Origin of the sequence: Janthinobacterium sp. SUN026 (assembly GCF_030397625.1) — a bacterium.
GTDB classification, from domain to species: Bacteria; Pseudomonadota; Gammaproteobacteria; order Burkholderiales; family Burkholderiaceae_D; genus Janthinobacterium; species Janthinobacterium kumbetense.
This window is the reverse complement of the sequence record NZ_JAPQNU010000004.1, coordinates 520,013-544,551: the sequence shown is the minus strand read 5'-3', so window position 1 is coordinate 544,551 and position 24,539 is coordinate 520,013. Positions and strand designations below refer to the sequence as shown.

The following is a 24,539-nucleotide window of genomic DNA, read 5'->3' as shown; positions in this document are numbered from 1 at the left end:
CAGGATCCGCTTGAACAAGACGATCGACATCCAGGCCGCCGTGGCGATTGCCGCGGCCGAAGCCATGGCCGCCAAGACGCAAGGCACCTTCGGCGTGGGCGGCGTGCTGCTCGATGGTGCCGGCAACGTGCTGCAATCGATGCACAACAACGTCGTGCGCCAGGGCCTGGTGTTCGACCCCACGGCGCATGGCGAGCGCCAGCTGGTGGACTGGTATTTTGCCGAACGGGCCAAGGGCACGCCCTTGCCGCCGCCGGGAGAGCTCACCATCGTCACCTCGCTCGACCCCTGCTGCATGTGCACGGGAGCGATTCTGGCGGCCGGTTTCAACGTGGTGGTGGCCGCACCCGATGTCAAGGCCGGCATCAATTACGATGGTAGCGCCACGTTTACGGCCTTGCCGGCGCTGTTGCAGGCGCAGGCCGGTCGCAGCTTTTGCTATCCGGCCGTGCGCGGCGCCACCGAGTATGCGCGCCTGCCTTCCGGCGCCACGCCCAAATCTTTTTTCATCGGCAAGAGCATCCACGAGGCGACGCAGGCACTGTGCTCGCTCGTGTTCGAGTCGACATCGGCGCAGGTGATGCAGCTGCTGAACGCCGGCGACGACGTGTACTTGCGCGATCCCGCCACCTTGCCATCCGAGCATGCCGTGGTGCGCGCCCTGCGCCGCCGCTATCCCGATGCCCTGACTTACCGTTGCGACCCGCACGCGCCCGATGCGGGCCTGGCGCCATTCCTGCAGGCGGCCATGGAGCAGGATGTGCGCGATGGCGGCCAGGGCGACGCGGCCGCCTTGCTCGATTCCTTCGGCAATCTGCTGCTGTGCATGCCGGGAAACGTGGCGCAATCGGCCATCCGCACGCCGTTCATGGAATGCACGCGCCAGTACGCGCAGCTGCGCTTTGAGCTGATGGCGAATGCGGCGCCGGCACTGCAGGAAGAATTCAAAAGCTACCTGGGCCACCCCAAGCACGGTACCTTCGTGCTGGCCATCGGCCCGGACGATAGCGCCGCCAGTTTCATGACCCTGGGCGCCTACGGCTCCACCATGGAGGGGGCACTGCCGGAGAATAATCCGGCGCAATTCCAGTACGTGCGACCCGTCATGGCGGAAGACGCGCTGCTGGCGCTGTGCGAGTCGATGCCGCCGCTGTACCGCAAGCTGATACGCATCCGGCCACGCCAGGTGGCCGACCAGGCCCTGGTCCAGGCGCTAGGCTAGCCTAGGCGTCATCGTCCGGCAGGTTTTTCAGTAAAAAGTCGCGCACGTTTTCTCCCGCCACGCGGCGGATCTGCGCTTCAGACAAGCCTGCGTCGAGCAGGGCTTGCGTCAGGCGCGGCAAGCCCGTCGCATCGATGGCCGTGGTGACGGCGCCGTCGAAGTCCGAGCCATAGGCCACGTGCTCCGCACCGATCAGTTTTACCGTGTACTTGATGGCGCGCGCGATGGACGCCACGTCCTTGCCGCAGACGGCCGTATTCCAGAAACCGATGCCCACCAGGCCACCCTGGGCGGCGATGCGTTTCAGTTGTGCGTCGCTCAGGTTGCGCCCGTTGGCGCAAGTGCCGCGCACGCCCGTGTGCGACACCATCACGGGGCGTTTCGCCATCGTCAATACGTCGTCGATGGTGGCTGGCGAGGCGTGCGCCAGGTCGACGATCATCTTGCGTTGCTCCATGGCGCGCAGCCATTGCTTGCCCAGCGGCGTCAAGCCGCCTTTCTTCAAGCCGTGCTGGGAGCCGGACAGTTCCGTGTCGAAGAAATGCGTGGGCGCGGCCATGCGGTAGCCGGCCCGATACAGGGTATCGAGGTTGTCCAGCTTGCCTTCGAGCGCATGCGCGCCTTCCAGCGTCAGCCAGCCGGCCAGCAGGGTGGGATCTTGCTCGCGCGCGGCGATGAAGTTGCGCAGCTGGGCGCGGCTGCCGATGACCCTGACCTTGCCTTGGCTCTTGGCCGCTTGCTGGCGCAGCTCGTCGGCCTGGTAGGTGGCGCGCGCCAGCAGGCTGTTCCAGGTGGCAGGCGGCAAGCCTTGCGCCACCACCAGGGCCGTGATGTTGTCCGTGTCGCTGTCATTGCGCTCGATATTCATCTTGCGCGGCGTCTTGGTGACGACGGAAAAGGTTTGCAGCGCCACGTTGGCCCGCTGCAGGCGGGGGAAGTCGACATGCCCGCGCTGGCTGTCGCGGTTCAGGTTGCGTTGCCACAGCAGGCTGTCCGCGTGCAGGTCGGCGATCCACAGGCTTTGGTGCAGGGCCACAGTGGCTGCCGATGGCGCCTTGCCGGACGGAGGATGGACACGGTTGAGGTGCTCATCGACGAGGACGGGAGCGGACAGGAAACCGCCGATCAGCGCAAGGCTGGCGGCGGCGAGGGTACTGATAATCATTGTTCTCCGTCTTACCATGGATCGTAGGTGCCCAGGCTCCAGATATGGCCTTCCGGGTCGCGGCAGGTAAAGCCCCGTCCGCCGTAATCTTCATCCTTGATGTCGAGCACGATTTCGGCGCCCGCTTCGCGCGCGCTGCGGTAGACGGCATCGGCATCGCTGACGACCAGGTAGCAGTTTTGCGTGTTCGCGCCACCGACGTCGCCGGGCAGTTTCATCAGGCGGCCATAGTCGCTGTCGATGGCCGGCGCCACCATGACCATGCCATTGCCAAAGCTCAATTGCGCATGGGCGACGCCGCCGTTTCCGTCAGGCACAATCAATTGTTTTTCAAAGCCGAGCGCCTTGCACAGCCATTCGATGGCGGCGGGCGCATCGCGGTAGCGCAGGCAGGGAATGGTCGTGCCGGTTGTGGCTTTTGCAGTCGAGGTCATCAGAAAACTCCTATGGCTGTGGGGGAGTAGCTTCGATTGTTAATCTTGCGTAGCGTTCCGTCTCAATACCATCCATCGGGAGGGGTTTGATGCCCGTCAGTGCCGCGCCCATCCATAGTGCCATAGAATAATCATTGCACTCTTGCTATGACGCAAATTTTTATTGCGGCGACTGCGAAGAGTTCGCTGCCTTCGTGTCCGCGTCCATGTCGTCGCTGTTGCTTGCCCATCTCAGCAGCATGACGAGGGCAAACAGCATGATTGCCAGCGGCAAGATGGTGATCACGAACGCCAGGCCCAGGCAGCATGCCAGCAGCATGGGCCAGGACATGGCGCGCAGGGCGGCCATGCCTTGGCGCGTGTAAGCGCACAGCTCGTTCCAGAAAGCGCTGAAGGAAGTGCTGCCCGGTGCCGAATTGAGGTCTTTCATGCCGTTCTCCTGTCGTGTGGGTGCCGCTGCGTATGCAAGCTGGCGATGAATCCACTATAGGCAAAACCCCGCTGCCAGGCGTCGCGTATGCGACGAATGGCAGGAATGGCGGGCCGAACGGCGACAAATCAGGACAAACGGTTATTCAAACACCTTGAGTTTCAGCTGGAAACTGAGGGCGCCATACAGGCGATCCTTGTAGGATGGCACGATGGCGATATTCACGCCCACGCGCTGGTATTCATAGCTGATGGTAGGGACCAGGGCCGGGAACCAGCCGCCATCGCGCATCTTCGGATAGCCGCTGAAGCCGCCAACGACGGCGCCGACGCGCAGCGGGCCCACCTTGATGGGCTGGTAGTACACGCCCAGGTAGTTCGAATAGGCGCGGTCGCTATTGTAGAAGCGGCCGGCCGTGACCGAGGCGACGGTGGAAAAGCGGTACTCGGCGCCCAGGCCCGGATTGCTGTCGTTCAGGTTCTTGTCGCGCTGGAAATGATACGAATAAAAGCCCGCGTTGAGCCAGGTTTCGCTCAGCGGCTGGTTATCTATCATGCCGACTGTCTGCGCCTGTGCCGCGCCCGCCACTGCCAGCAGCGCCGCGCACGCAGCTTTGCCCAGCAATGACGCGGTGCGCGCCGATGACCATTGTTTCATGCCTGTTCCCTATCCTGTCGATATTGCGCCGCCATTGCAAACGCTTCAGCGCGCCATGCTATCACTGTCAGATTGTTCATTGGAAATTTCATCACGTGCCGGGCACTGCTCCGGGCAGGGCGATGGCCGCCTGCACCATGTGTGTAAGCAGGATTTCGGCATCCTCGTAATCCTTGCGCGTGAGTTGCTTGCGCTCCAGCACCAGGGCCATCTGCGCTGAAAAATCCGCATACGATTGCGTCATGGCCCAGATGGCGAACATCAGGTGCGTGGCGTTGACGGGCGCGATCCTGCCGGCGGCGATCCAGGCTTCGAAGACGGCGATATCCTTGCGCAGCAGGGGCACGACCCGGTCGCGTATCTGCGCGCCGTACAGGGGGGCGCCATTGATCACTTCCAGCGCATACACGCGCGAAGCCCACGGCTGCTCGCGCGAAAAACGCAGTTTGGCGCCGATGTACGCGCGCAGCACGTCGCGCGGCTCGTCGTGTTCATTGGCCAGCGATTCCATGCGCGCCAGCCAGTCGTCGAGCACGTCGTCGAGCACGCGTTGGTACAGCAACTGCTTGGACGGGAAGTAATACATCAGGTTTTGCTTCGACAGGCCGGCCCGTTCGGCGATGGCGGCGATCGACGCGCCCTCATAGCCGCTTTCCGCGAACACGCGCACGGCTTGTTCCAGGATGTCCGCTTCCAGGCGGTCGCGGTTTTGCAGGCGCCGGCCGCCGGCATTTTTCACGGAAAGGGCAGGGGATTTGTCGCTGGCCATGGCGGATTCTTTAGCGTGGGCGGATCGATTGCAGGAAGGCTTGCAGCACGGGGGTATCGGTGTAGGCCACGTTGAAGCGGAACCACACCGTCTCGGGCGCGCGCAGCATGAAAAATTCGTTTGGCGACAGCAGGATGCCCGCCTTCAAGGCCATGTCGGCGATGATCTTGCCATTCCACTCCGGCGTTTGTACATCGGGCCATCCGGCGCTGACGAACATGCCGCCGCGGGGACGCGCCACGGGCGCCATGCCCGCCTGCGCCAGGCAATCGATGCTGCGCTCGCGGGCCGCATCGAGCTGCGCCACCAGCCTTTCCACCATGCGTTTGTAGGGCCGCGCGGAGATGGCGTGGTAGACGGCGCGCTCGTTGATTTCCGACGTCGTCAGTCCCGCCAGCATTTTTACGCGTACCAGTTCGGCCACCAGCGATGGCGAGGCGCAAATCGATCCCACGCGCAGCACGGGCGACAGGGTCTTGGAAAAACTGCCCACGCGGATCACGCGGCGCAAGCCATCCATGGCCGCCAGCGACGCGTCGCCGCGCGCCGCCAGTTCGCGGTAGATATCGTCTTCCACCAGCCAGAAATCGAATTGCTCTGCCAGTGCCAGCAAGCGGTGCGCCTGCGCCTGGCTGAGCGAGGTACCGAGCGGATTTTGCAGCACCGTGTTGACGAACATCAGCTTGGGCTGCGTACGCGCAGCCTCGCTGGCCAGCGCATCGAGGTCCAGGCCCGCTTCGCCGCGCGCAATGCCCACGGGGATACAGCCGTGATGGCGGATCAGCGACTGCAGATTGCTGTAGCCTGGGTCTTCCACCAGCACCGTGTCGCCCGGCTTGGTCAGGCTGCGCAGGACCAGGTCAAAAGCGTGCGTGGCGCCATGCGTGAGCAAGACCTGGTCCGGCTCCACCTGGAACAGCTCTTCCGACAGGCTTGTCGCCAGGTGCTGGCGCAGCGAGGGAAAGCCCAGCGGATGGCCATAGCCGCGCAGCCGGCTGGCGGGAATGCGCATGGCCTGGCGCACGGCGTCGAGCACGGTCGCTTCGCCATACATCTCGGGCGGCAGCCAGCCCGCGCCCACGGGCAGGGCGTCGGACACGCCCGAATACAGGTCCGGCGTGAGGGCGTCGATCGCGGTGGGACTCGTGTGTACGGCCGTCTGCGGCGAGGCGGCGATATCGTGGCGTGCGACGAAATAGCCGGAACCGCGCCGCGACGACAGCAAGCCCAGGTTGACCAGGCGGTCATACGATTCGACGACGGTAAACGTCGACACGCCATTGCAGCGGGCGAACTGGCGCACGGACGGCATGCGCGTGCCGATGCGCAGGGTGCGGCTGCCTACCATGACGCTGATGGCGATGACGATCTGTTCGACGAGGCCGCCCTTTTTCTGGCGGTCGATGTCCAGCACGGGCCAGCCGCTGGTCTGTTCGGGGGCATCGTCTGCGCTGTCGCTGTGCTTCACGGTGGCTCCTTATGCTGCCTTGCACAAAACTGTAGTGGTTTTTCGACCTGTACGGTTGGAATACTTTGCCGTTTGTGTATCTGTGCCATTGGGGATGGCCTGTCTATTATTACATCAGCTTTTTGCCAACTGGTAAATTATTTTACGCTTCGTCAAAAACGATCCTGGCCCCGCGCCAGCCCATCCCAAGGAGAAGGTCATGAACGAAACAAGGCCGGAATCGATGTCGGCATTCTGGATGCCGTTTACGAACAACCGTGATTTCAAGGCCAATCCGCGCTTGCTCGTGTCGGCCGAAGGCATGTATTACAAGGACGTCGATGGCAATAGCATCCTCGATGGCACGGCCGGCCTGTGGTGCGTGCCCTGCGGCCATGCGCAGCCAAAAATCGTCGGCGCCATCCGCGACATGGTGGGCCAGCTCGACTTCGCGCCCACTTTCCAGATGGGCCATCTGGCCGCCTTCGACCTGGCGGAAAAACTGATGGACTACACGGGGCATAAATTTGGCCATGTCTTCTACACCAACTCCGGTTCCGAAGCCGTCGACACTGCCTTGAAGATCGCGCTGGCCTACCACCGGGCGCGCGGCGAGGGCGCACGCACCCGCTTGATCGGCCGCGAACGCGGTTACCACGGCGTGGGCTTCGGCGGCATTTCCGTGGGCGGCATCGGCGGCAACCGCAAGACCTTTGGCCCGCTGTTGCCCGGCGTGGACCATTTGCCGCACACGCATAACCTGGACAAGAACGCCTACACGGTGGGAGAACCCGAATACGGCACCCACCTGGCCGATGAACTGGAACGCATCGTCGCTCTGCACGACGCCTCGACGATTGCCGCCGTCATCGTCGAACCGGTGGCCGGTTCCACGGGCGTGCTGATTCCGCCGAAAGGTTATCTGAAACGCTTGCGCGAGCTGTGCACCAAGCACGGCATCCTCTTGATTTTCGATGAAGTCATCACGGGTTTTGGCCGCATGACGACGCCGTTCGCGGCTGATTATTTCGACGTCGAGCCTGACCTGATGACGACGGCCAAGGGCCTGACCAACGGCATGGTGCCGATGGGGGCCGTCTTCAGCAAAAAGTATATCCACGACGCCTTCATGGATGCGCCGGCCGGCATCGAACTGTTCCACGGTTACACGTATTCCGGTCACCCGCTGGCCTGCGCCGCCTCGCTGGCCACCCTGCAAGTGTTCGAGGAACAGGACATTCTCGGCCACGCGAAAGCGATGCAGGCGTATTGGAGCGACGCCGTGCATTCCTTGAAAGGCTTGTCGCACGTGATTGACCTGCGCAGCATTGGCCTCATCGCTGGCATCGAGCTCGATCCCATCGCCGGCAAACCCGGTGCGCGCGCCTTCAACGCCTTCAAGCAGGCCTTCGCCGATGGCGTCCTGATACGCACGACGGGCGACATCATCGCCCTGTCGCCGCCGCTGGTGCTGGAAAAACAGCATGTCGACGAGCTGTTTGGCAAGCTGGCCAAGGTACTCAAAAATCTCGACTAAGGAACGCCATGACCAATCTCGACACCATCACCCACTACATCAACGGCGCAAAAGTCGACACGAATAGTGGCCGCTATGGCGACGTGTACAACCCGGCCCTGGGCGTACCCGTGGCCCGGGTGGCGCTGGGCACCGTGGAAGACGTGGATGCGGCCGTGCAGGCGGCCGCCGCCGCCTTTCCTTCCTGGTCCGCAACGCCGCCCTTGACGCGTGCGCGCGTGCTGTTCCGCTACCTGCAGTTGTGCCAGCAGCACACGGACGACTTTGCCGCCATGCTCACGCGCGAGCACGGCAAGACTTTCGCGGATGCGCAGGGTGAGGTGGCGCGCGGCATCGAGATGGTGGAATTTGCCGTCGGCATCCCGCAATTGTTAAAGGGCGAATTCACGGACCAGATTTCGCGCGGCATCGACGCCTGGTCGATGCGCCAGGCGCTGGGCGTGGTGGCCGGCATCACGCCATTCAATTTCCCCGTGATGGTGCCGATGTGGATGTTCCCCGTCGCCATCGCCTGCGGCAATACCTTCGTCTTGAAACCGTCAGAGCGCGATCCGTCGGCGTCCCTGCTGCACGCCAAACTGTTGAAAGAGGCGGGCTTGCCCGACGGCGTCTTCAACGTGGTACAGGGCGACAAGGTGACGGTCGACGCCTTGCTCGATCATCCTGTCGTGCAGGCGATCAGCTTTGTCGGTTCCACGCCGATCGCCGAATACATCTATGCGCGCGGCAGTGTCAGCGGCAAGCGCGTGCAGGCGCTGGGCGGCGCGAAAAACCACATGGTGGTGATGCCCGACGCGGACATGGAGATGACGGTCGATGCGCTGATCGGCGCGGCCTACGGTTCGGCGGGCGAGCGCTGCATGGCCATCTCCGTGGTGGTGGCCGTGGGCGACGCGGGCGACAAATTGATCAATGCACTGGCAACGCGCACGGCCGCACTGAAAGTGCGCGACGGCATGGCCGATGGTGCGGAAATGGGACCCGTCGTGTCGCTGGCCGCCAAGCAGCGTATCGAAAAACTGATCGCCTCGGGCGTGGAGCAGGGCGCGACCCTGGTCGTCGATGGCCGCAACCATGTGGTGCCGGGCCGCGAAAACGGATTTTTTGTCGGCGGTACTTTATTTGACCACGTCACGCGCGACATGAGCATCTACAAGGAAGAAATTTTCGGTCCCGTGTTGTGCGTGCTGCGCTGTCCTGACGTGGTGCATGCGGTGGAGCTGATCAACGCCAACGAATATGGCAACGGCGTGGCCATCTACACGCGCGACGGCGGCGTGGCGCGCGAATTCGTGCGACAGATCCAGGTCGGCATGGTGGGCGTCAACATCCCCTTGCCCGTGCCGATGGCCTTCAACAGCTTTGGCGGCTGGAAGCGCAGCATGTTCGGCGACCACCACGCCTATGGTCCCGAAGGCGTGCGTTTCTACACGCGCCACAAGGCCGTGATGCAGCGCTGGCCGAACACGGCAAGCGCTGGTGTGGAATTTGCTTTTCCCCAGATGAAGTGACGGTTTTACACTGAAAATCCACCGCAGGATCAAAGAAAGAAAACGCGATGATCGAGTCCCTGAACTATTTGCCGCATCCCATCCTGCCCAACGAGGAACTGGCGGGCCATTTCACGGACTTGGCGCCTCCTTTGAGCGCGCGCCAGGCCGCCATCGAAAGCGCCCGGTGCCTGTACTGCTACGACGCGCCGTGCAGCCGTATCTGTCCGTCGGAAATCGACGTGGCCAGCTTCATCCGCAACATCCACGACAAGAACATCAACGGTGCCGCCGCCGGCATCCTGAAGCAGAACATTCTGGGCGGCAGCTGCGCCCGTGTCTGCCCGACGGAAATCCTCTGCGAAGACGTCTGCGTGCGCAACCACGACGCGGAAGGCCAGCCCGTCAAGATTGGCCTCTTGCAGCGCTACGCCGTCGACCACATGCATTTCGCTGCACACCCGTTCAAACGGGCGGCAAGCACGGGCAAGACGATCGCCATTGTCGGTGCGGGCCCTGGCGGCCTGTCGTGCGCGCACCGCCTGGCCATGCTGGGACACGACGTAGTGATCTTTGAAAAGGAAGGCAAGGCAGGCGGCTTGAATGAATACGGCATCGCCAAGTACAAGCTGACGGACGATTTCGCGCAAAAGGAAATCGACTTCCTGCTGGACATCGGCGGCATCGAAATCCGATGTCGCCAGGTGCTGGGCGAGAACCTGCAGCTGCGCGACTTGCACGCGCAATACGACGCCGTCTTCCTGGGCCTGGGCCTGGGCGCCAGCCGCAAGCTGGGCTTGACGGGCGAAGACGCTCCTGGCTTGCTGGCCGCCGTCGATTACATCAGCGCGCTGCGTCAGGCCGACGACCTGGCTGCGCTGCCCGTGCCGAAACGCGCGATTGTGATTGGCGCCGGCAATACGGCCATCGACATGGCCGTGCAGATACAGCGCCTGGGCGCCGAGGAAGTCACCCTCGTCTACCGGCGCGGTTTCGACGCCATGACGGCCACCCACCATGAACAGGACATCGCCAAAGCCAACCAGGTGCGCATGTTGACGTGGGCCCAGCCGCAGCAGGTGCTGCTCGATACTGCCGGCAAGGTGGCCGGCATGCGTTTCGAGAAGACGCGGATGCAGGGCACGCGCCTGGCGGGGACGGGTGAAACGTTCGACGTGGCGGCCGACGCCATCTTCAAGGCCATCGGGCAGAGCCTCGACCCCGACGTGCTGCATGACCCGATGGCGTCGCTCTTGCGGCGAGATGGCGACAAGATCGCTGTCGATGCGCGCTTTCGCACGGTGCTGCCGGGGATCTACGCGGGCGGCGACTGCGTGGCGCCGGGGCAGGACCTGACGGTGCAGGCCGTCCAGCATGGCAAGCTGGCCGCACTGGCCATCCATCACGATCTTCTTTCCAAAGTGGAGGCTGCATAATGGCTGATCTCAGCATCGAATTTTGCGGCATCAAGTCGCCGAATCCCTTCTGGCTGGCGTCCGCACCGCCGACCGACAAGGCCTACAACGTGGTGCGCGCCTTCGAGGCGGGTTGGGGCGGCGTCGTGTGGAAAACGCTCGGTGAAGACCCTGCCGCCGTGAACGTCTCGTCGCGCTATTCCGCCCTGTACGGCAAGAACCGCGAAGTGGTCGGCTTCAATAACATCGAACTCATTACCGACCGCTCGCTGGAGATTAACCTGCGCGAAATCACGCAGGTGAAAAAGGATTGGCCCGACCGCGCCATGATCGTCTCCCTGATGCTCCCGTGCGAAGAGCACTACTGGGCCGACATCCTGCCCAAGGTCGAGGCGACGGGCGCGGACGGCATCGAACTCAATTTCGGCTGCCCGCACGGCATGCCTGAGCGGGGCATGGGCGCGGCCGTGGGCCAGGTGCCCGAGTACGTGCAGATGGTCACCGCCTGGTGCAAGAAGCACAGCAAACTCCCCGTCATCGTCAAGCTCACGCCCAATATCACGGACGTGCGCATGCCGGCGCGCGCGGCCAAGGCGGGCGGTGCGGACGCCGTCTCGCTGATCAACACCATCAACTCGATTACCTCGCTGGACCTGGACCGCATGGTGGCCTTGCCCATCGTGGGCGGCGCCAGCACGCACGGCGGCTATTGCGGAGCGGCCGTGAAACCCATCGCGCTGAACATGGTGGCGGAAATCGCCCGCGATCCGCAGACGCGCGGCTTGCCCATTTCCGGCATCGGCGGCATCGGCAACTGGCGCGACGCGGCCGAATTCATCGCCCTGGGCGCGGGCTGCGTGCAGGTGTGCACGGCCGCCATGCTGCATGGCTTCCGCATCGTCGACGAGATGAAGGATGGCCTGTCGCGCTGGATGGACGAGAAGGGCTATGAGCACATCAGCGACTTTGCCGGCAAGGCCGTGCCCAACACGACGGACTGGAAATACCTGGACATGAATTACCAGGTCATCGCGCAGATCAACCAGGACGACTGCATCAAATGTGGCAAGTGCTACGTGGCTTGCGAAGACACCTCGCACCAGTCGATTGCGCAACTGATCGACGCCGCCGGCACGCGCACGTATGAGGTGATCAAGGAGGAGTGCGTGGGCTGCAACCTGTGCGAAATCACCTGTCCGGTGCAGGGTTGCATCACGATGGTGCCGCAGACCACGGGCAAGCCGTACATGAACTGGACGCAGGATCCCAGGAATCCCCGCGCGTTGGCGAAGACGGCATAGGGCACGGTTATTGCGTGCGTTTATTTTATAAACAGCGGCGCGTCTTTGCAGTAAGCTAGATTACTTAAAAGCCGAGCCGTTTCCACATTGCCGTATCCCTGGCGTCCTCGCGACGCCAGCGGTCTAACCGATGGAGCAACCCTGTGAACCACGACTATTCAGGCAACACGCAACTCTGGAATGAAGACCTGGCGCCCACCACGGCGGCACAGCGCACCTGGCGCTGGTATCACTTCGCCGCGCTGTGGGTCGGCATGGTGATGTGCATTCCCGCCTACACCCTGTCGGCCAGCCTGATCGACAGCGGCATGTCTGGTTACCAGGCCGTGCTCACGGTGTTTCTCGCCAACGCCATCGTGCTCCTGCCGATGCTGCTGATCGGCCATGCGGGCACCAAGTACGGCATTCCGTATGCCGTGCTGGCGCGCGCCTCGTTCGGCACCATGGGCGCGCGGTTGCCGGCCCTGATGCGCGCCATCGTCGCCTGCGGCTGGTATGGCATCCAGACCTGGTTCGGCGGGCAGATGATCTATACCCTGATGGGCGTGCTGGTAGGCCATGAACTGGGCGGCGAGAAGATTGCGGGCCTGGGCATCAACGGCAGCCAGCTATTGTGCTTCCTGGCTTTCTGGGCCATCCAGTTCTATTACATCCTGCATGGCATGGAGTCGATCCGCAAACTGGAAACCTATACGGCGCCCTTGAAAATCCTCATCTGCTTCGTGCTGCTGTACTGGGTGCACAGCAAGGCCGGCGGCGTGGCCAGCCTGCTGGATCAGCCATCGCAATTCATCCCCGGCGGCAAAAAGGCGGGTCAGTTCTGGAGCGTCTTCTGGCCGTCGTTGACGGCCATGGTGGGCTTCTGGGCCACCCTGGCCTTGAACATTCCCGACTTCACGCGCTTCGCCAAGACGCAGCGCGACCAGGTAATCGGCCAGTCGATCGGCCTGCCCGTGCCGATGGGATTGCTGGCCATGCTGGCCGTGATCGTCACGGCAGGCTCCGTCGTCATGTACGGCAAGGCCATCTGGGATCCCGTCGATCTGGCCAGCCGCATGACGGGCGCCGCCGTGCTGATTGCCCTGATCATCCTCCTGATCGACACGGTCAGCGTCAACCTGGCAGCCAATCTGGTGGGCCCCGCCTACGACTTTTCCTCGCTGGCGCCGAAGCAGATTTCGTACAAGATGGGCGGCTACATCACGGCCTTCATCGCCATCGTCATGATGCCGTGGAAGGTGCTCGAGTCGACGCAGGGCTATATCTTCACCTGGCTGATCGGCTACTCGGCCTTGCTGGGCCCCATCGCCGGCATCCTCATCGTCGACTACTACTTTGTACGCAAGACGCAGCTGGACGTCAAACAGCTGTACCGCGACGACGGCGTCTACTCGTATGGCAATGGCTGGAACATGGCGGCGCTGATCGCCTTTGTCATTGCCGTGCTGCCGAACATCCCGGGCTTTTTGAACGCGGCCTTCCCCACGGCGTTTCCCGGTGTGGCCGAAGGTTTTAAGACCATCTACACCTACGCCTGGTTCGTGGGCGTGGCCATCGCCGCCGTCGTTTACGGCGCCATGATGAAGGGCAAGGCGGCGGAGAGAGTGCAGCAGGCGCCGCAGTCGTAATCACTCAAGGAGACAAGATGACTACACTGATACGTGGAGGTACTGTCGTCAACGCCGACCGCGCCTTCCGCGCCGATGTGCTGATCGAGGGCGACACGATTGCCGCCGTCGGCGAGAACCTGCCGGTGCCGGTCGGCGCCACGGTGATCGATGCGGGCGGCCTGTACGTGATGCCGGGAGGGATCGACACGCACACGCACATGAATTTGCCCTTCATGGGCACCGTGACGTCCGACGATTTTTTCACGGGCACGGCGGCGGGGCTGGCGGGTGGCACCACCACCATCATGGACTTCGTCATCCCCGCACCGAAGCAGTCGCTGATCGAGGCCTATCACCAGTGGCGCGAGTGGTCGGCCAAGGCGGCCGGCGACTACACCTTCCACGTGGCGATCACGTGGTGGAGCGAGCAGGTGCACGAGGAAATGGGTACCCTCGTGCGCGAACATGGCGTGAACAGCTTCAAGCACTTCATGGCCTATAAAAACGCCATCATGGCCGACGATGAAACGCTGGTGAAAAGTTTTACACGTTCGCTGGAACTGGGTGCGCTGCCCACCGTGCATGCGGAAAACGGCGAATTGGTTTTCCAGTTGCAGCAAGCCTTGCTCAAGAAGGGAATTACCGGGCCGCAGGCGCATCCGCTGTCGCGCCCTCCGGTCGTGGAAGCGGAGGCGGCCAACCGCGCCATCGCGATTGCCAACGTCCTCAATACCCCCGTGTACATCGTGCACGTGTCGTGCGCCGAGTCGCTGGACGCCATCACGCGGGCGCGCGCGAATGGTCAGCGCGTGTATGGCGAAGCGCTGGCGGGCCACCTGGTGATCGACGACAGCGTCTACCAGGGCGACGATTTCGATTTCGTCGCGGGCCACGTCATGAGCCCGCCGTTCCGCGGCAAGCAGCATCAGGCGGCCCTGTGGCACGGCTTGCAAAGCGGTAACCTGCATACGACTGCCACCGACCACTGCACCTTCTGCGCCGAGCAGAAGGCGGCCGGCAAGAACGACTTCACGCGCATCCCGAACGGCTGCGGCGGCGTCGAGGAGCGCATGGCCGTCGTATGGGATGCCGGCGTCAATTCCGGCATGTTGACGCCCTCCGAATTCGTCAAGGTGAGCTCCACCAATGCGGCGCAGATCTTCAATATGTATCCGCGCAAGGGCCTCATCGCCACCGGCAGCGATGCCGACATCGTGCTGTGGGATCCGCAGGGCACGCGCACCATTTCCGCCGCCACGCAGTTCGCCAAGGGAGGCTTCAATGTCTTCGAAGGACGCACCGTGCGCGGTATCCCCAGCACCACGATTGCCGCCGGCAAGGTGGTCTTCCACCAGGGTGAACTGATGGCGGTGGAAGGGACAGGGCGCTATGTTGAGCGGCCCGCGTTTTCCGCCACCACCGCATAAGGAGTTGACGATGGATGCATTGCGTATCAATGGCGAACGGCTGTGGGCTGCCCTGATGGAACTGGCGCAGATCGGCGCGACAGCGAAGGGCGGCGTCAAGCGCCTGGCCCTGACGGACCTCGACAAAGAAGGCCGCGACCTGGTGGTAGGCTGGGGCAAGGAAGCCGGTATGAGCATCACCATCGACCAGATCGGCAATGTCTTCATGCGCCGAGACGGCACGGACAATAGTTTGCCGCCCGTGATGACGGGCAGCCACATCGACACGCAGCCCACGGGCGGCAAGTTCGACGGCAATTACGGCGTGCTGGCCGGCCTGGAAGTGGTGCGCACCCTGAATGATTTACAGATCAAGACGCAGGCTCCCATCGAAGTGGCTTTCTGGACCAACGAGGAGGGCTCGCGCTTCGTGCCCGTGATGATGGGCTCGGGCGTGTTCTGCGGCGCTTTTTCGCTCGAAACCGCGTATGCGGCCAAGGATACGGAAGGCAAAACGGTGGGCGAGGAGCTGGCGCGTATCGGTTATTGTGGCGACCAGGTGCCGGGCGACCACCCGATCGGCGCCTACTTTGAAACGCACATCGAACAGGGGCCCGTGCTGGAAGACGCCGACAAGGTCATCGGCGTGGTGCCGGCCGTGATGGGGCTATCGTGGTATGACTGTGTGGTGACGGGCATGGAAGCGCATGCGGGCCCCACGCCCATGGGCTTGCGCAAGGATGCGCTGCAGGTGTCCACCAGCATCATGCAGGAAGTGGTGGCCATCGCCAACCGCTACCCGCCGTATGGCCGCGGCACGGTGGGCATGGTGCAGGTCTTCCCGAACAGCCGTAACGTGATCCCCGGCGAAGTCAAATTCAGCATCGACCTGCGTAACGTGAACGACGAGCTGCTCAACACCATGCATGGCGAAATCACGGCCTTCATCGACGCCACGCGCACCGGTACGGGACTGGATATCTCTCTTGAGCGGGTTTCCTATTACCCGCCATGCCCATTTCACCCCGACTGCGTGGGCGCCGTGCGCAACGCCACTGAAAAGCTGGGTTACTCGGTGATGGATGTGGTGTCCGGCGCCGGCCACGACGCCATCTACGCGGCCAGGCTGGCGCCGGCCGGCATGATCTTCGTGCCGTGCAAGGACGGCATCAGCCACAATGAAATCGAGGATGCCAAGCCCGAGCACCTGGAAGCGGGCTGCAACGTGCTGCTGCACGCGATGCTGGAGCGGGCCGTGGCTGTGTAGCCCAAAAAATTGTCAGGCGGTCCGCCTGCCGCCTGCTTGTTTCCCGGTCTCTGTGGGGAGGACATCAACTACCCAGCTGCCTCGCCGCGCGAGACATCCCGGCGCCTTGCCACTTTTCCCGTACCTGACTGCAGATACTCCGTTTCGACGCCAGTGGTGCGAGTGCGTATGGTGCGTCCATCCGCCAATTTTCGTGCCGGCTTGTTATATCTGCCCATCTTTCATCCATCACTTGACTTGCATTCAGAGTATCAAGAAATCATGGAAAAATTGCAGTTCAAAAAACGATGTTTTTAAATTTTCACTGTGCGCATTTTTCTGTTGCGGGTATGGTGAAGAACCAATTATGACATGCATGTTACAATTGTTGCCCAAAAAAAATAATTAAAAATCACCGGCCGATGTCATGGCTTTTCTGTTTCTTTCTTGCGATGACAAGATGCTATCTTTAGTATTGTTTACCCCATGAGTTCAATTTTTACGCTACAAGAAAATCCGCTATTTTTAAATTATTCTGAAAAATTCACATATGTACGCTGTTTTTTATGGATGTTATTACCCAGCTTGGTCTGGAGCTTTGCATTTGGCAGTATATATGTCTGCGTCGAACCATTATTTTTCCCGTATCTGGAAAAACGTTTCAAGAGCTGGATTTCCTTTCTAATCAAGTTTGTATGGATTTTCATCTTTTTGGTTTCCATATTGTCAAACTGGAATATTCGACCCAGCTCATATGAATTTTACCTGTTCACTGTTTTGGGGAATTCTCCGGCGCCGATATTGATAATCTGTTCCCTGTTTTTTCTGGTAATGTTTTTCTTCCTGTATTCCGATATTTATCGGAAAACTTCGCTGGGATTCAGGCGCATTGCATTTTTTATTGGTATTTTCCTGATATCGTTCAAGGGTATGCTGCTCGTGCTGGATGTCGGTGTAAGTGAAATCCGCAATAAAATTATCACACCGTCACCGTTTGCGATTAAAACACTGATCAGTGATAATTTTTTAAAGAAAGAGAATTCTTTGGGGAAAACCAGCGAGCCGACCTTTTTGAATCATGTGAAAAGTGAAAATCCAATGCCCGCGAAAATGGTTCTGATGATCGTGGAGTCATGGGGGGAGAGCCATGGATCATTGGTGGCCGTCGAGAAAAAGCTGAAGAGTCGCGGCGTGAAAGTGCTGCAGACGGGATTCACTGATTATCATGGTTCGACCATGCAGGGCGAGATTCGTGAGTTATGCTCCGAATACATTCAGTTTGATGTAAATACTAATTTCTCAGCAATGGCTGATGCTTGTGTTCCGGCCTACATGAAAAACAAAGGGTATGAAGTTTTTGGCGTACATGGTTATCAAAAAATGTTCTATGCCCGTGATTCCGTCTGGAAGAACCTGGGCATCGATCATGCTTATTTCCAGCCTGAGTTGAGTAAATTGAAAACCTGTCCGGGACCATTTCGTGGTATTTGTGACGAAGATATGATTAATTTTGGCGTGGATTTGATACGTCAGCAAGACAAGGCTTTTTTGTACATGCTTTCGTTGTCCAGCCATGAACCCATTGCTTCGGGCATGCCAGAAGCATCTGTTCAATATTTCCAGGATATGGAGAAGATTGGTGATTCACAGCTGGTAGCACGCAATGCGATCGGATTTTTGGTAGATACATTAAGCGCCAGTACTGAGCTGGGCTGTACCGAAGCTTACGTGGTTGGTGATCATCAACCGCCGTCTGCCGTAAATAGCGGGCAACTCCCCGAGGGCCTGGTTCCATATATACGGATGTCTTTTAACTGCCAACCATAGCAAGTTTCAGATTGTGAAAAATATCATGATGGATGGTTTGCAACGGATATGATGCTAGCCAGGCGTGCATCTCTCCGTGGATCTGGGCGGCTGTCGCAGTGTTTCGTTGCTGCCGCACAACGTACGCCATAGTACCGGCATGTACCGGTTCGGCTGCCTTCCAGGCAGCATCCCTGGCGCGGCGCCTGGCCTTGTTCTACCACTCGCTTCCTGTTACGTGAGTTTCTGCTGGAAGTTGCGCAAAAACGCCAGCAGGGCGCGCGCCGCGATGTCGGCGTCGTCGGCCGTCATGGTTTCCAGCGGGTTGTGGCTGATGCCGCCATTGCCGCAACGGGTAAACAGCATGGCCACGTCGGTGATGGCAGCCATGGCCATGGCGTCGTGGCCGGCGCCCGACAGCAGCGCGTATGGTTCGACGCCGACCGATTCCACGGCTTGCGCCAACTGCGCCATCAGCCACGGCGCGCACGGCGCCGCACGTGCGGACAGCAGCAGTTCCAGCTGGTAGTCGATCTGGCGCCGTGCACAGATGGCGGCGATGCCATCGAGAATATCGTCGACGGCTGCCTGGCGCACGGCATCAACGGCCGCGCGGATGTCGAGCGACAGGGTGCAGGCGCCGGCGATCACGTTGACGGAGCCGTTCGGCACGTGCAGCTGCCCCACGGTGCCCACCAGCGCCTCGCCCTGGTTGCAGCGCCGTTCCACCAGCAGGATGATTTCGGCCGCCGCGCTGGCGGCATCCTTGCGCATGTTCATGGGCGTGGTGCCTGCGTGGCTGGCCACGCCGCCAAGATTGACCAGGTAGCGCGAGCTGCCGGCAATCGCCGTGACGATCCCCAGCGGCAGGTCGCGTTCCAGCAGCACGGGACCCTGCTCGATATGCACTTCCACATAGCCGAGCAAGTCGGCGGGATCGCGTGCTATGGCGCCGATGGCGCTCACTTCGTGGCCGGCGGCGGCCAGCGCGTCGCGCATGCTCACGCCATCCGCATCAAGCTGCTCCAGCAGCGATACGTCGAACTTGCCCGTGACGGCCGTACTGCCCAAAAACGTGCTGTTGAAGCGCACGCCTTCTTCCTCGGCGAAGCCGACAATCTCGAAGTGAAACGGCAGCCTTTCTTGCCGCTCATGCAGGTGGCGCACGACGGCGATCGGCAGCATGATGCCCAGGCGGCCATCGTACTTGCCGCCGTTGCGCACCGTGTCGTAATGCGATCCCGTCATCAGGGTTTTTGCGCCGGGTGCATCGGACAGATAGCGCCCGACCACGTTGCCGACGGCGTCGATGTGCACCTGCATGCCCGCGTCCCGCATCCAGTCGGCCAGCTGTGCTGCCGTTTTCTGGTGCGCCGGCGTCAGGTAAGCGCAGGTCAGGTTGTAATCGCTGTCGCTCCAGCCGGCCAGGGTTTCCGCCTGCTGCATGATTGCCGGGCCGAAGTCCAGGCGCACGTCGAACAGGTCGTTCAGGCGCAGCTCGGCGATGCGCTTGATCTGCCGCAACGATTCGGCCAGTTCATCGGCGCGCCGGTTCTTCAGGCGCCGCGCAAACGTGGCGATGATGTCCTGGCGCGTCAAGCCTTCGCCCGTCGGGCCCTTGACGGCCAGGATGAAGGGAAAGCCGAACTTGGCGTTGTAGTCGTCGTTCAGGCGCTGCAGGGTGGCGAATTCGTCGGCGCTGCACAGGTTCAGGCCGGACTTGGCCTGCTCGCGCGTCGATTCCGCCGTCAATTGCCCTGCGATGGCGGCCTTGCCGGCCAGCTCCGGGTGGGCGCGTATCAGCCCCAGTTGCTCTTCGGGCGAAGCTTGCGCCAGCACGTGCTGCAGCTCCGTCTTGAGTGCCGTCAGGCTGGCAAATGGCCGGGCGGGCGCCGCGCGCTGGGCGATCCAGGGCGAATGTTCATAGATGCCGTGCAGCCGTGCGATAAAGTCTGCCGTGCTGCCGGCGTTCAAGTCTGAAAGGGTGGTCATGGTTTTCCGATCATGCAAGCGGTGATGATAGCGCCCCGTTCCTGTCTCCATTATATGCGCGTGCTGATAGCGGCTATCGCTGGACCAGCGCCTTGGCGGCAGCGCTGACCTGGTCGCGCAGCCATTTGTGTTCGGGCGCCTGGTGCACGCGCTGGTGCCACAGCTGGTAAAAACGCATGGGCGGGAATTTCAGAGGTACGGTATACGTTTTCAGCGGCAGCGTCTTTTCATAGAAGCGCATGAATTGCCGGCCCGTGGTCAGCACCAGGTCTGTCTGTGTCAGCATGTAGGGAATCAGGCCGAAATACGCCGATTCCACTACCACGTTGCGCTGCAGGTTTTGCCGTTCGAGGAAGGAATCGATCACGCCGTGGTAGCCGGGCATCGTCTGCGACGGCGCTACGTGGGGCAGGCTCAGATAATCGTCGAGGGTCATGGCGTCGCTGGCCGTGCGCCGCGCATAGGCGTTTTCCGCATGCATGGCGCAGATGATGGGGTCTTCGAACAGCTTCGAGATGTGCAGATGCGCGGGCGGCTCGTCCCAGTTGGCGATCACCAGATCCAGGCCCCCATCGGACAGTTGGCGGATATGGTCGATGCCCGGCCCCAGGCTGTGCAGCACGACGCGGCTTTTCGGCGAACCGCGGCGCAGCAGGGCCACCACGTTGGGCAGGAACTGGCTATCCAGGTAGTCGGGCGCGGCGATGTGGAAAGTGCGCGCTTCTTCCTGCGCCACGAATGGCGTCTTCTTGACGAACAGGCTCTCCGTCTGGTCGAGGATGCGCTTGGCCGGATTGAGCAGACTTTCGCCATGCTGGGTCGGCACCATGCCGCGCGCGCCGCGCACCAGCAGCGGGTCGCCCGTCAGTTCGCGCAGCTTGCGCAGGGAGGCTGAAATCGAGGGCTGCGGCTGATTGAGTTTGAGCGCCACGCGCGAGACATTCTTTTCCACCAGCAGCAGGTAGAGGATGCGGATCAAGTGCAGGTCGAGGTGTTGCGGCAGGCTGGACATGTGGCGGCGGCTCTGTTGTATATCGATTTGAATATGTCAAATATACGATATTTTTCATGTGATGGGCGGTAAATCCGTTTATCTTGTGTAGATTGGCACGAATATTGGTTCGGTCTGACTAGAGGAAATTTATGGAAGTATTTGCCTACCTGATTCCGTACGGCCTGGAGTGGCTGAACCTGATCGTCCGCTGGCTGCACGTCATCACGGGCATCGCCTGGATCGGCGCTTCCTTTTATTTCGTCTGGCTCGACAACTCGATCCGCCCACCCGCGCCCGGCTCGGAGCTGGCGAAGAAAGGCGTGTCGGGAGAATTGTGGGCCGTGCACGGCGGCGGCTTCTATAACCCGCAAAAATACCTGGTGGCGCCCGCGGAACTGCCGAAGGAACTGCACTGGTTCAAGTGGGAAGCGTATTCGACCTGGCTGTCCGGCTTTGCGCTGCTGACGATTGCCTACTACTTCAATGCCCAGGCCATGATGATCGACAAATCCGTGGCCGACATCAGCAGCGGCCAGGCGACCGGCATCGGCATCGCCACCCTCGTCATCGGCTGGACCGTGTACGACCTGCTGTGCCGATCAAAGCTGGCGCAATATGAACTGTGGTTCGGCGTGACGGTGTTCGCGCTGATCGTCGGCGCCGCGTATGTGCTCACGCACTTGCTCAGCGGGCGCGCCGCCTACATCCACGTGGGCGCCATGATCGGCACCATCATGGTGGCCAATGTGCTGATGCTGATCATTCCCGGCCAGCGCAAGATGGTCGAAGCCATGGCCGCCGGAAAACTGCCCGATCCCAAACACGGTCTGAAGGCCAAGCAGCGCAGTGTGCATAACAATTATTTTACGTTGCCCGTGCTGTTCATCATGATCAGCAACCACTACGCGATGACCTACCGCAACGATCACGCCTGGCTGGTGCTGGCGCTGATCATGGCGGCTGGCGTCTTTATCCGCCACTTCTTCAACCTGCGTCACAAGGGCCGCGTCGAGTGGCGCTATCCAGCCCTCGGCGTGGCCTTGCTGGTGGCCGTGGCCGTGGCCATCGCGCCCAAGGCGCCCGTAGCCGTGGCGGCTGCGCCGGCGGTGGACCCGGCCGCGCAGTTCAAGGCCGTGCATGCCATCATCGCCCAGCGCTGCGCCACCTGCCATTCGGCCCAGCCTACGCAACCGGGTTTTGCCACGGCACCGGCCGGCATGATGCTGGATAATGAAACGGAAATCCGCCAGCATGCGGCGCAAATCTACAAGCAGGCCATCGAGCTCAAAGCCATGCCGATCGGGAACTTGACCAATATGACGGACGCCGAGCGCAGTGAACTGGGCGTCTGGCTGCAACAGACCATACAAGGAACAAAATGACAACGCACGCAGAACGAATCACGGCCTGGATCGACGAACACTTCGACGAGGAAGTCGCCTTTTTGCAGAAGGTGGTGCAGCAGCCGACGGACACGCCACCCGGCAACAATGCGCCCCACGCGGAACTGGTGGCGCAGCTGCTGCAGGCGTATGGCTGGCAGGCGGAAAAGCACGCGGTGCCAGCGGAGCAGGTGGAAGCGTTCGGCATGCAAAGCATCACCAACCTGATCGTGCGCCGCCCGTATGCGGCAGGCGGTCCGACGGTGGCTTTGAATGCGCATGGCGACGTGGTGCCGCCCGGCGACAATTGGACGTATCCGCCGTATGGCGGCCAGATCGACGGCGGCTATATCTACGGCCGCGCGACGGCCGTGTCGAAGGGCGATTTCGCCACCTATGTGTTTGCCGCGCGCGCGCTCGAAGCGCTGGGCATTCCCTTGAAGGGCCAGCTTGAGCTGCACTTCACGTACGACGAGGAATTCGGCGGCTTGCTGGGACCGGGCTGGCTGCTGGAGCAGCAGCTGACGAAACCCGATTTTGTCATCGCCGCCGGTTTCAGCTACGGCATCGTCACCGCCCATAACGCCTGCCTGCAGCTGGAAATCACCGTGCACGGCAAGTCGGGCCACGGCTCCATGCCGGAGACAGGACACGACGCGCTGCAGGCGGCCAACAAGATCCTCAACGCCATCTACGGCCAGTTGCCGGAGCTGAAAAAGGTCAGATCCAAAGTGGCGGGCATCGATTCGCCCACCATGCTGGTGGGGCGCATCGACGGCGGCACGAATACCAATGTGGTGCCGGGCAAGGTCGTCATGAAGATGGACCGCCGCATGATTCCCGAAGAAGACCCGGTGGCGGTGGAAGCGCAGGTGCGCGCGCTGATCGAGGACGCCGTGCGGGGCGATCCCGGCATCCGCCTCGAGATCCGCCGCCTGCTGCTGTCGCACGCGCTGCGCCCCTTGCCCGGCTCCGAGCAGCTGGTGAGCAGCCTGCAAAAGAATGCGCAAGTCATCCTCGGCGAAACGATTCCCGCCGTTGGCACGCCCCTGTATGCGGATGCGCGTCTGTATGGCGAGCGGGGCATCCCCGCCGTGCTGTATGGCGCCGGTCCGCGCACGGTGCCCGAATCGAATGCGAAGAAGGCCGACGAGCGCCTGGCGCTCGACGATTTGCGCAAGGCCAGTAAGATCGTGGCCCTGACCCTGCTGGACTTCCTGGCGCAAAAATAAGGTCGCTGACTTTGGCTTACAATGGGGTGGACATTCAAACTGTGAAGAAGAGCCCCATTGAATACCCGTTTTCTCGAAGCGTTTGTCTGGGCTGCGCGGCTGGGCAGCTTCCGCACGGCGGCCGACAAGCTGCATATCACGCAGGCGGCCATCTCGAACCGCATCGCCTCGCTGGAGCAGGATTTCGGCACGCGTCTGTTCGACCGCGACGCGCGTGAAATCCGCCTGACCTTCGCCGGACGCAACCTGCTCGTGTACGCCGAACGCATGCTGGAACTATGTCGCGACATGTATGCGGCCAATTCCTCGCCCGCGCTGATTACGGGCGAAGTGCGCATCGGCGTCATCGAAACCATCGTGCATACCTGGCTGATCCCGTTCCTGCAGCGGGTGCAGGAGCGCTATCCGGGCATCGAGATTCAACTGACGTCGGAATCGACGCGCCGCCTGCACGAGCAGCTGCAGCAGGGCGAGCTCGATATCGCGCTGCAGACGGACATGCTGACGGGCGACCATCTCCGCAGCACGGGCAGCGGCGCCATCGCTATGGGCTGGGCGGGCAGGGCCGCCGACTGGCCCGACACGGGCAAGCCGTTCACGGTGGCGCAACTGGCGCAGCATCCGATCATCACCATGAACCGGGGCTCGCAGCCCCATTCCGCATTAAAAGCGCTGTGCCAGGACGAGGGCGTGCAGCTGGGCAGGGTGCATTGCGTCAGCTCGATTTCCGCCATCGTACGGCTGGTCAAAGCAGGTTTCGGCATCGCCGTGCTGCCGTTGGCGCCCCTGCGCGAGGAAATCGAGCAGGGCCACATCGCCCTGATTCCCTGTACCAGCAGCCTGGCGCCGCAGCGCATCGTCATCAGTTACAGCGAAGACCTCACCACGGAAGCGATTCAATTGGTGGCCATGCTGGCATGCGAGGAGGCGGCCAGGTTCACCCTGGGGCTGGGCGAAGAGTATGGCGCCAGTGCGCGGACGTGAGAATTAAATTGCTGTTGTCA

General features: G+C 61.7%; 20 protein-coding genes. 12 read left to right on the top strand and 8 right to left on the bottom strand.

All coding sequences use genetic code 11. From position 1 onward, the window contains the following. Nucleotides 1-10: 10 nt before the first annotated feature. On the top strand, nt 11-1,222 hold the full coding sequence (locus OX459_RS20785; RefSeq protein WP_289906407.1) for a nucleoside deaminase: 1,212 nt from the start codon (nt 11-13) through the stop codon (nt 1,220-1,222). Between the two features lies 1 nt (nt 1,223). Here the strand turns inward: OX459_RS20785 and OX459_RS20780 are convergent, their stop codons facing one another. The 6 genes from OX459_RS20780 to OX459_RS20755 all read right to left on the bottom strand — a co-directional run bounded on the left by OX459_RS20780 (nt 1,224) and on the right by OX459_RS20755 (nt 6,145). Further along, nucleotides 1,224-2,387: a dipeptidase gene (locus OX459_RS20780; protein ID WP_289906406.1), complete on the bottom strand. Its 1,164-nt coding sequence runs from the start codon at nt 2,385-2,387 to the stop codon at nt 1,224-1,226. Nucleotides 2,388-2,398: 11 nt separating this feature from the next. Further along, a complete protein-coding gene (locus OX459_RS20775; RefSeq protein WP_099665365.1) occupies nt 2,399-2,821 on the bottom strand; it encodes a VOC family protein in 423 nt (140 codons plus the stop codon). Between the two features lie 160 nt (nt 2,822-2,981). Then, the gene (locus tag OX459_RS20770; protein WP_289906405.1) at nt 2,982-3,251 is read right to left on the bottom strand and encodes a hypothetical protein; all 270 of its coding nucleotides are present in this window, start codon (nt 3,249-3,251) and stop codon (nt 2,982-2,984) included. 141 nt (nt 3,252-3,392) lie between these two features. Then, on the bottom strand, nt 3,393-3,908 hold the full coding sequence (locus OX459_RS20765; protein ID WP_289899796.1) for a hypothetical protein: 516 nt from the start codon (nt 3,906-3,908) through the stop codon (nt 3,393-3,395). Between the two features lie 91 nt (nt 3,909-3,999). Further along, nucleotides 4,000-4,677: a TetR/AcrR family transcriptional regulator gene (locus OX459_RS20760; protein WP_289906404.1), complete on the bottom strand. Its 678-nt coding sequence runs from the start codon at nt 4,675-4,677 to the stop codon at nt 4,000-4,002. A 10-nt stretch (nt 4,678-4,687) separates the two neighbouring features. Then, nucleotides 4,688-6,145, bottom strand: coding sequence for a PLP-dependent aminotransferase family protein (locus OX459_RS20755; RefSeq protein WP_289906403.1), 1,458 nt, complete (start codon nt 6,143-6,145; stop codon nt 4,688-4,690). Between the two features lie 199 nt (nt 6,146-6,344). Between OX459_RS20755 and OX459_RS20750 the strand changes: the two genes are divergently transcribed. The 8 genes from OX459_RS20750 to OX459_RS20715 all read left to right on the top strand — a co-directional run bounded on the left by OX459_RS20750 (nt 6,345) and on the right by OX459_RS20715 (nt 17,956). Next, nucleotides 6,345-7,661, top strand: coding sequence for an aspartate aminotransferase family protein (locus OX459_RS20750; protein WP_289906402.1), 1,317 nt, complete (start codon nt 6,345-6,347; stop codon nt 7,659-7,661). A gap of 8 nt (nt 7,662-7,669) precedes the next feature. Then, entirely contained in the window at nt 7,670-9,172 is a 1,503-nt protein-coding gene (locus OX459_RS20745; RefSeq protein ID WP_289906401.1) for a CoA-acylating methylmalonate-semialdehyde dehydrogenase, read from the top strand. A 47-nt stretch (nt 9,173-9,219) separates the two neighbouring features. Continuing rightward, a complete protein-coding gene (locus tag OX459_RS20740; RefSeq protein ID WP_289906400.1) occupies nt 9,220-10,587 on the top strand; it encodes an NAD(P)-dependent oxidoreductase in 1,368 nt (455 codons plus the stop codon). Then, nucleotides 10,587-11,867, top strand: coding sequence for an NAD-dependent dihydropyrimidine dehydrogenase subunit PreA (gene preA / locus OX459_RS20735; RefSeq protein ID WP_289906399.1), 1,281 nt, complete (start codon nt 10,587-10,589; stop codon nt 11,865-11,867). The genes OX459_RS20740 and preA overlap by 1 nt, the downstream gene beginning before the upstream one ends. 143 nt (nt 11,868-12,010) lie before the next feature. Further along, nucleotides 12,011-13,495, top strand: coding sequence for an NCS1 family nucleobase:cation symporter-1 (locus tag OX459_RS20730; protein ID WP_289906398.1), 1,485 nt, complete (start codon nt 12,011-12,013; stop codon nt 13,493-13,495). A gap of 17 nt (nt 13,496-13,512) precedes the next feature. Then, nucleotides 13,513-14,904 (top strand): dihydropyrimidinase, encoded by a 1,392-nt coding sequence (gene hydA, locus OX459_RS20725; RefSeq protein ID WP_289906397.1) that lies wholly within the window; start codon nt 13,513-13,515, stop codon nt 14,902-14,904. 10 nt (nt 14,905-14,914) lie between these two features. Next, nucleotides 14,915-16,150, top strand: coding sequence for a Zn-dependent hydrolase (locus OX459_RS20720; protein ID WP_289906396.1), 1,236 nt, complete (start codon nt 14,915-14,917; stop codon nt 16,148-16,150). Nucleotides 16,151-16,615: 465 nt separating this feature from the next. After that, on the top strand, nt 16,616-17,956 hold the full coding sequence (locus OX459_RS20715) for a sulfatase-like hydrolase/transferase (RefSeq protein ID WP_289906395.1): 1,341 nt from the start codon (nt 16,616-16,618) through the stop codon (nt 17,954-17,956). Nucleotides 17,957-18,169: 213 nt separating this feature from the next. Here the strand turns inward: OX459_RS20715 and OX459_RS20710 are convergent, their stop codons facing one another. Together OX459_RS20710 and OX459_RS20705 are read right to left on the bottom strand one after the other, a co-directional pair. Beyond that, complete coding sequence (locus OX459_RS20710; RefSeq protein WP_289906394.1) at nt 18,170-19,927, bottom strand: allantoate amidohydrolase; 1,758 nt, start codon at nt 19,925-19,927, stop codon at nt 18,170-18,172. A 73-nt stretch (nt 19,928-20,000) separates the two neighbouring features. Continuing rightward, complete coding sequence (locus OX459_RS20705) at nt 20,001-20,939, bottom strand: LysR family transcriptional regulator (RefSeq protein WP_289906393.1); 939 nt, start codon at nt 20,937-20,939, stop codon at nt 20,001-20,003. A gap of 131 nt (nt 20,940-21,070) precedes the next feature. Between OX459_RS20705 and OX459_RS20700 the strand changes: the two genes are divergently transcribed. Genes OX459_RS20700 through OX459_RS20690 form a run of 3 tightly spaced genes read left to right on the top strand, consistent with a single transcriptional unit; the run spans nt 21,071 to nt 24,519 of the window. Further along, nucleotides 21,071-22,303, top strand: a complete 1,233-nt coding sequence (locus tag OX459_RS20700; protein ID WP_289906392.1) for a urate hydroxylase PuuD — start codon at nt 21,071-21,073, stop codon at nt 22,301-22,303. Further along, nucleotides 22,300-23,535 (top strand): M20/M25/M40 family metallo-hydrolase, encoded by a 1,236-nt coding sequence (locus OX459_RS20695; protein ID WP_289906391.1) that lies wholly within the window; start codon nt 22,300-22,302, stop codon nt 23,533-23,535. The genes OX459_RS20700 and OX459_RS20695 overlap by 4 nt, the downstream gene beginning before the upstream one ends. A gap of 57 nt (nt 23,536-23,592) precedes the next feature. Then, nucleotides 23,593-24,519, top strand: a complete 927-nt coding sequence (locus tag OX459_RS20690; RefSeq protein ID WP_289906390.1) for a LysR family transcriptional regulator — start codon at nt 23,593-23,595, stop codon at nt 24,517-24,519. Nucleotides 24,520-24,539: the final 20 nt, after the last annotated feature.

Excerpts from the sequence above, each read along its gene's own strand:
- OX459_RS20780 (WP_289906406.1), bottom strand. The coding sequence starts at position 2,387 with ATGATTATCAGTACCCTCGCCGCCGCCAGCCTTGCGCTGATCGGCGGT.
- OX459_RS20775 (WP_099665365.1), bottom strand. The coding sequence starts at position 2,821 with ATGACCTCGACTGCAAAAGCCACAACCGGCACGACCATTCCCTGCCTG.
- OX459_RS20770 (WP_289906405.1), bottom strand. The coding sequence starts at position 3,251 with ATGAAAGACCTCAATTCGGCACCGGGCAGCACTTCCTTCAGCGCTTTC.
- OX459_RS20765 (WP_289899796.1), bottom strand. The coding sequence starts at position 3,908 with ATGAAACAATGGTCATCGGCGCGCACCGCGTCATTGCTGGGCAAAGCT.
- OX459_RS20760 (WP_289906404.1), bottom strand. The coding sequence starts at position 4,677 with ATGGCCAGCGACAAATCCCCTGCCCTTTCCGTGAAAAATGCCGGCGGC.
- OX459_RS20750 (WP_289906402.1), top strand. The coding sequence starts at position 6,345 with ATGAACGAAACAAGGCCGGAATCGATGTCGGCATTCTGGATGCCGTTT.
- OX459_RS20745 (WP_289906401.1), top strand. The coding sequence starts at position 7,670 with ATGACCAATCTCGACACCATCACCCACTACATCAACGGCGCAAAAGTC.
- OX459_RS20740 (WP_289906400.1), top strand. The coding sequence starts at position 9,220 with ATGATCGAGTCCCTGAACTATTTGCCGCATCCCATCCTGCCCAACGAG.
- preA (WP_289906399.1), top strand. The coding sequence starts at position 10,587 with ATGGCTGATCTCAGCATCGAATTTTGCGGCATCAAGTCGCCGAATCCC.
- hydA (WP_289906397.1), top strand. The coding sequence starts at position 13,513 with ATGACTACACTGATACGTGGAGGTACTGTCGTCAACGCCGACCGCGCC.
- OX459_RS20720 (WP_289906396.1), top strand. The coding sequence starts at position 14,915 with ATGGATGCATTGCGTATCAATGGCGAACGGCTGTGGGCTGCCCTGATG.
- OX459_RS20715 (WP_289906395.1), top strand. The coding sequence starts at position 16,616 with ATGAGTTCAATTTTTACGCTACAAGAAAATCCGCTATTTTTAAATTAT.
- OX459_RS20710 (WP_289906394.1), bottom strand. The coding sequence starts at position 19,927 with ATGACCACCCTTTCAGACTTGAACGCCGGCAGCACGGCAGACTTTATC.
- OX459_RS20705 (WP_289906393.1), bottom strand. The coding sequence starts at position 20,939 with ATGTCCAGCCTGCCGCAACACCTCGACCTGCACTTGATCCGCATCCTC.
- OX459_RS20700 (WP_289906392.1), top strand. The coding sequence starts at position 21,071 with ATGGAAGTATTTGCCTACCTGATTCCGTACGGCCTGGAGTGGCTGAAC.
- OX459_RS20695 (WP_289906391.1), top strand. The coding sequence starts at position 22,300 with ATGACAACGCACGCAGAACGAATCACGGCCTGGATCGACGAACACTTC.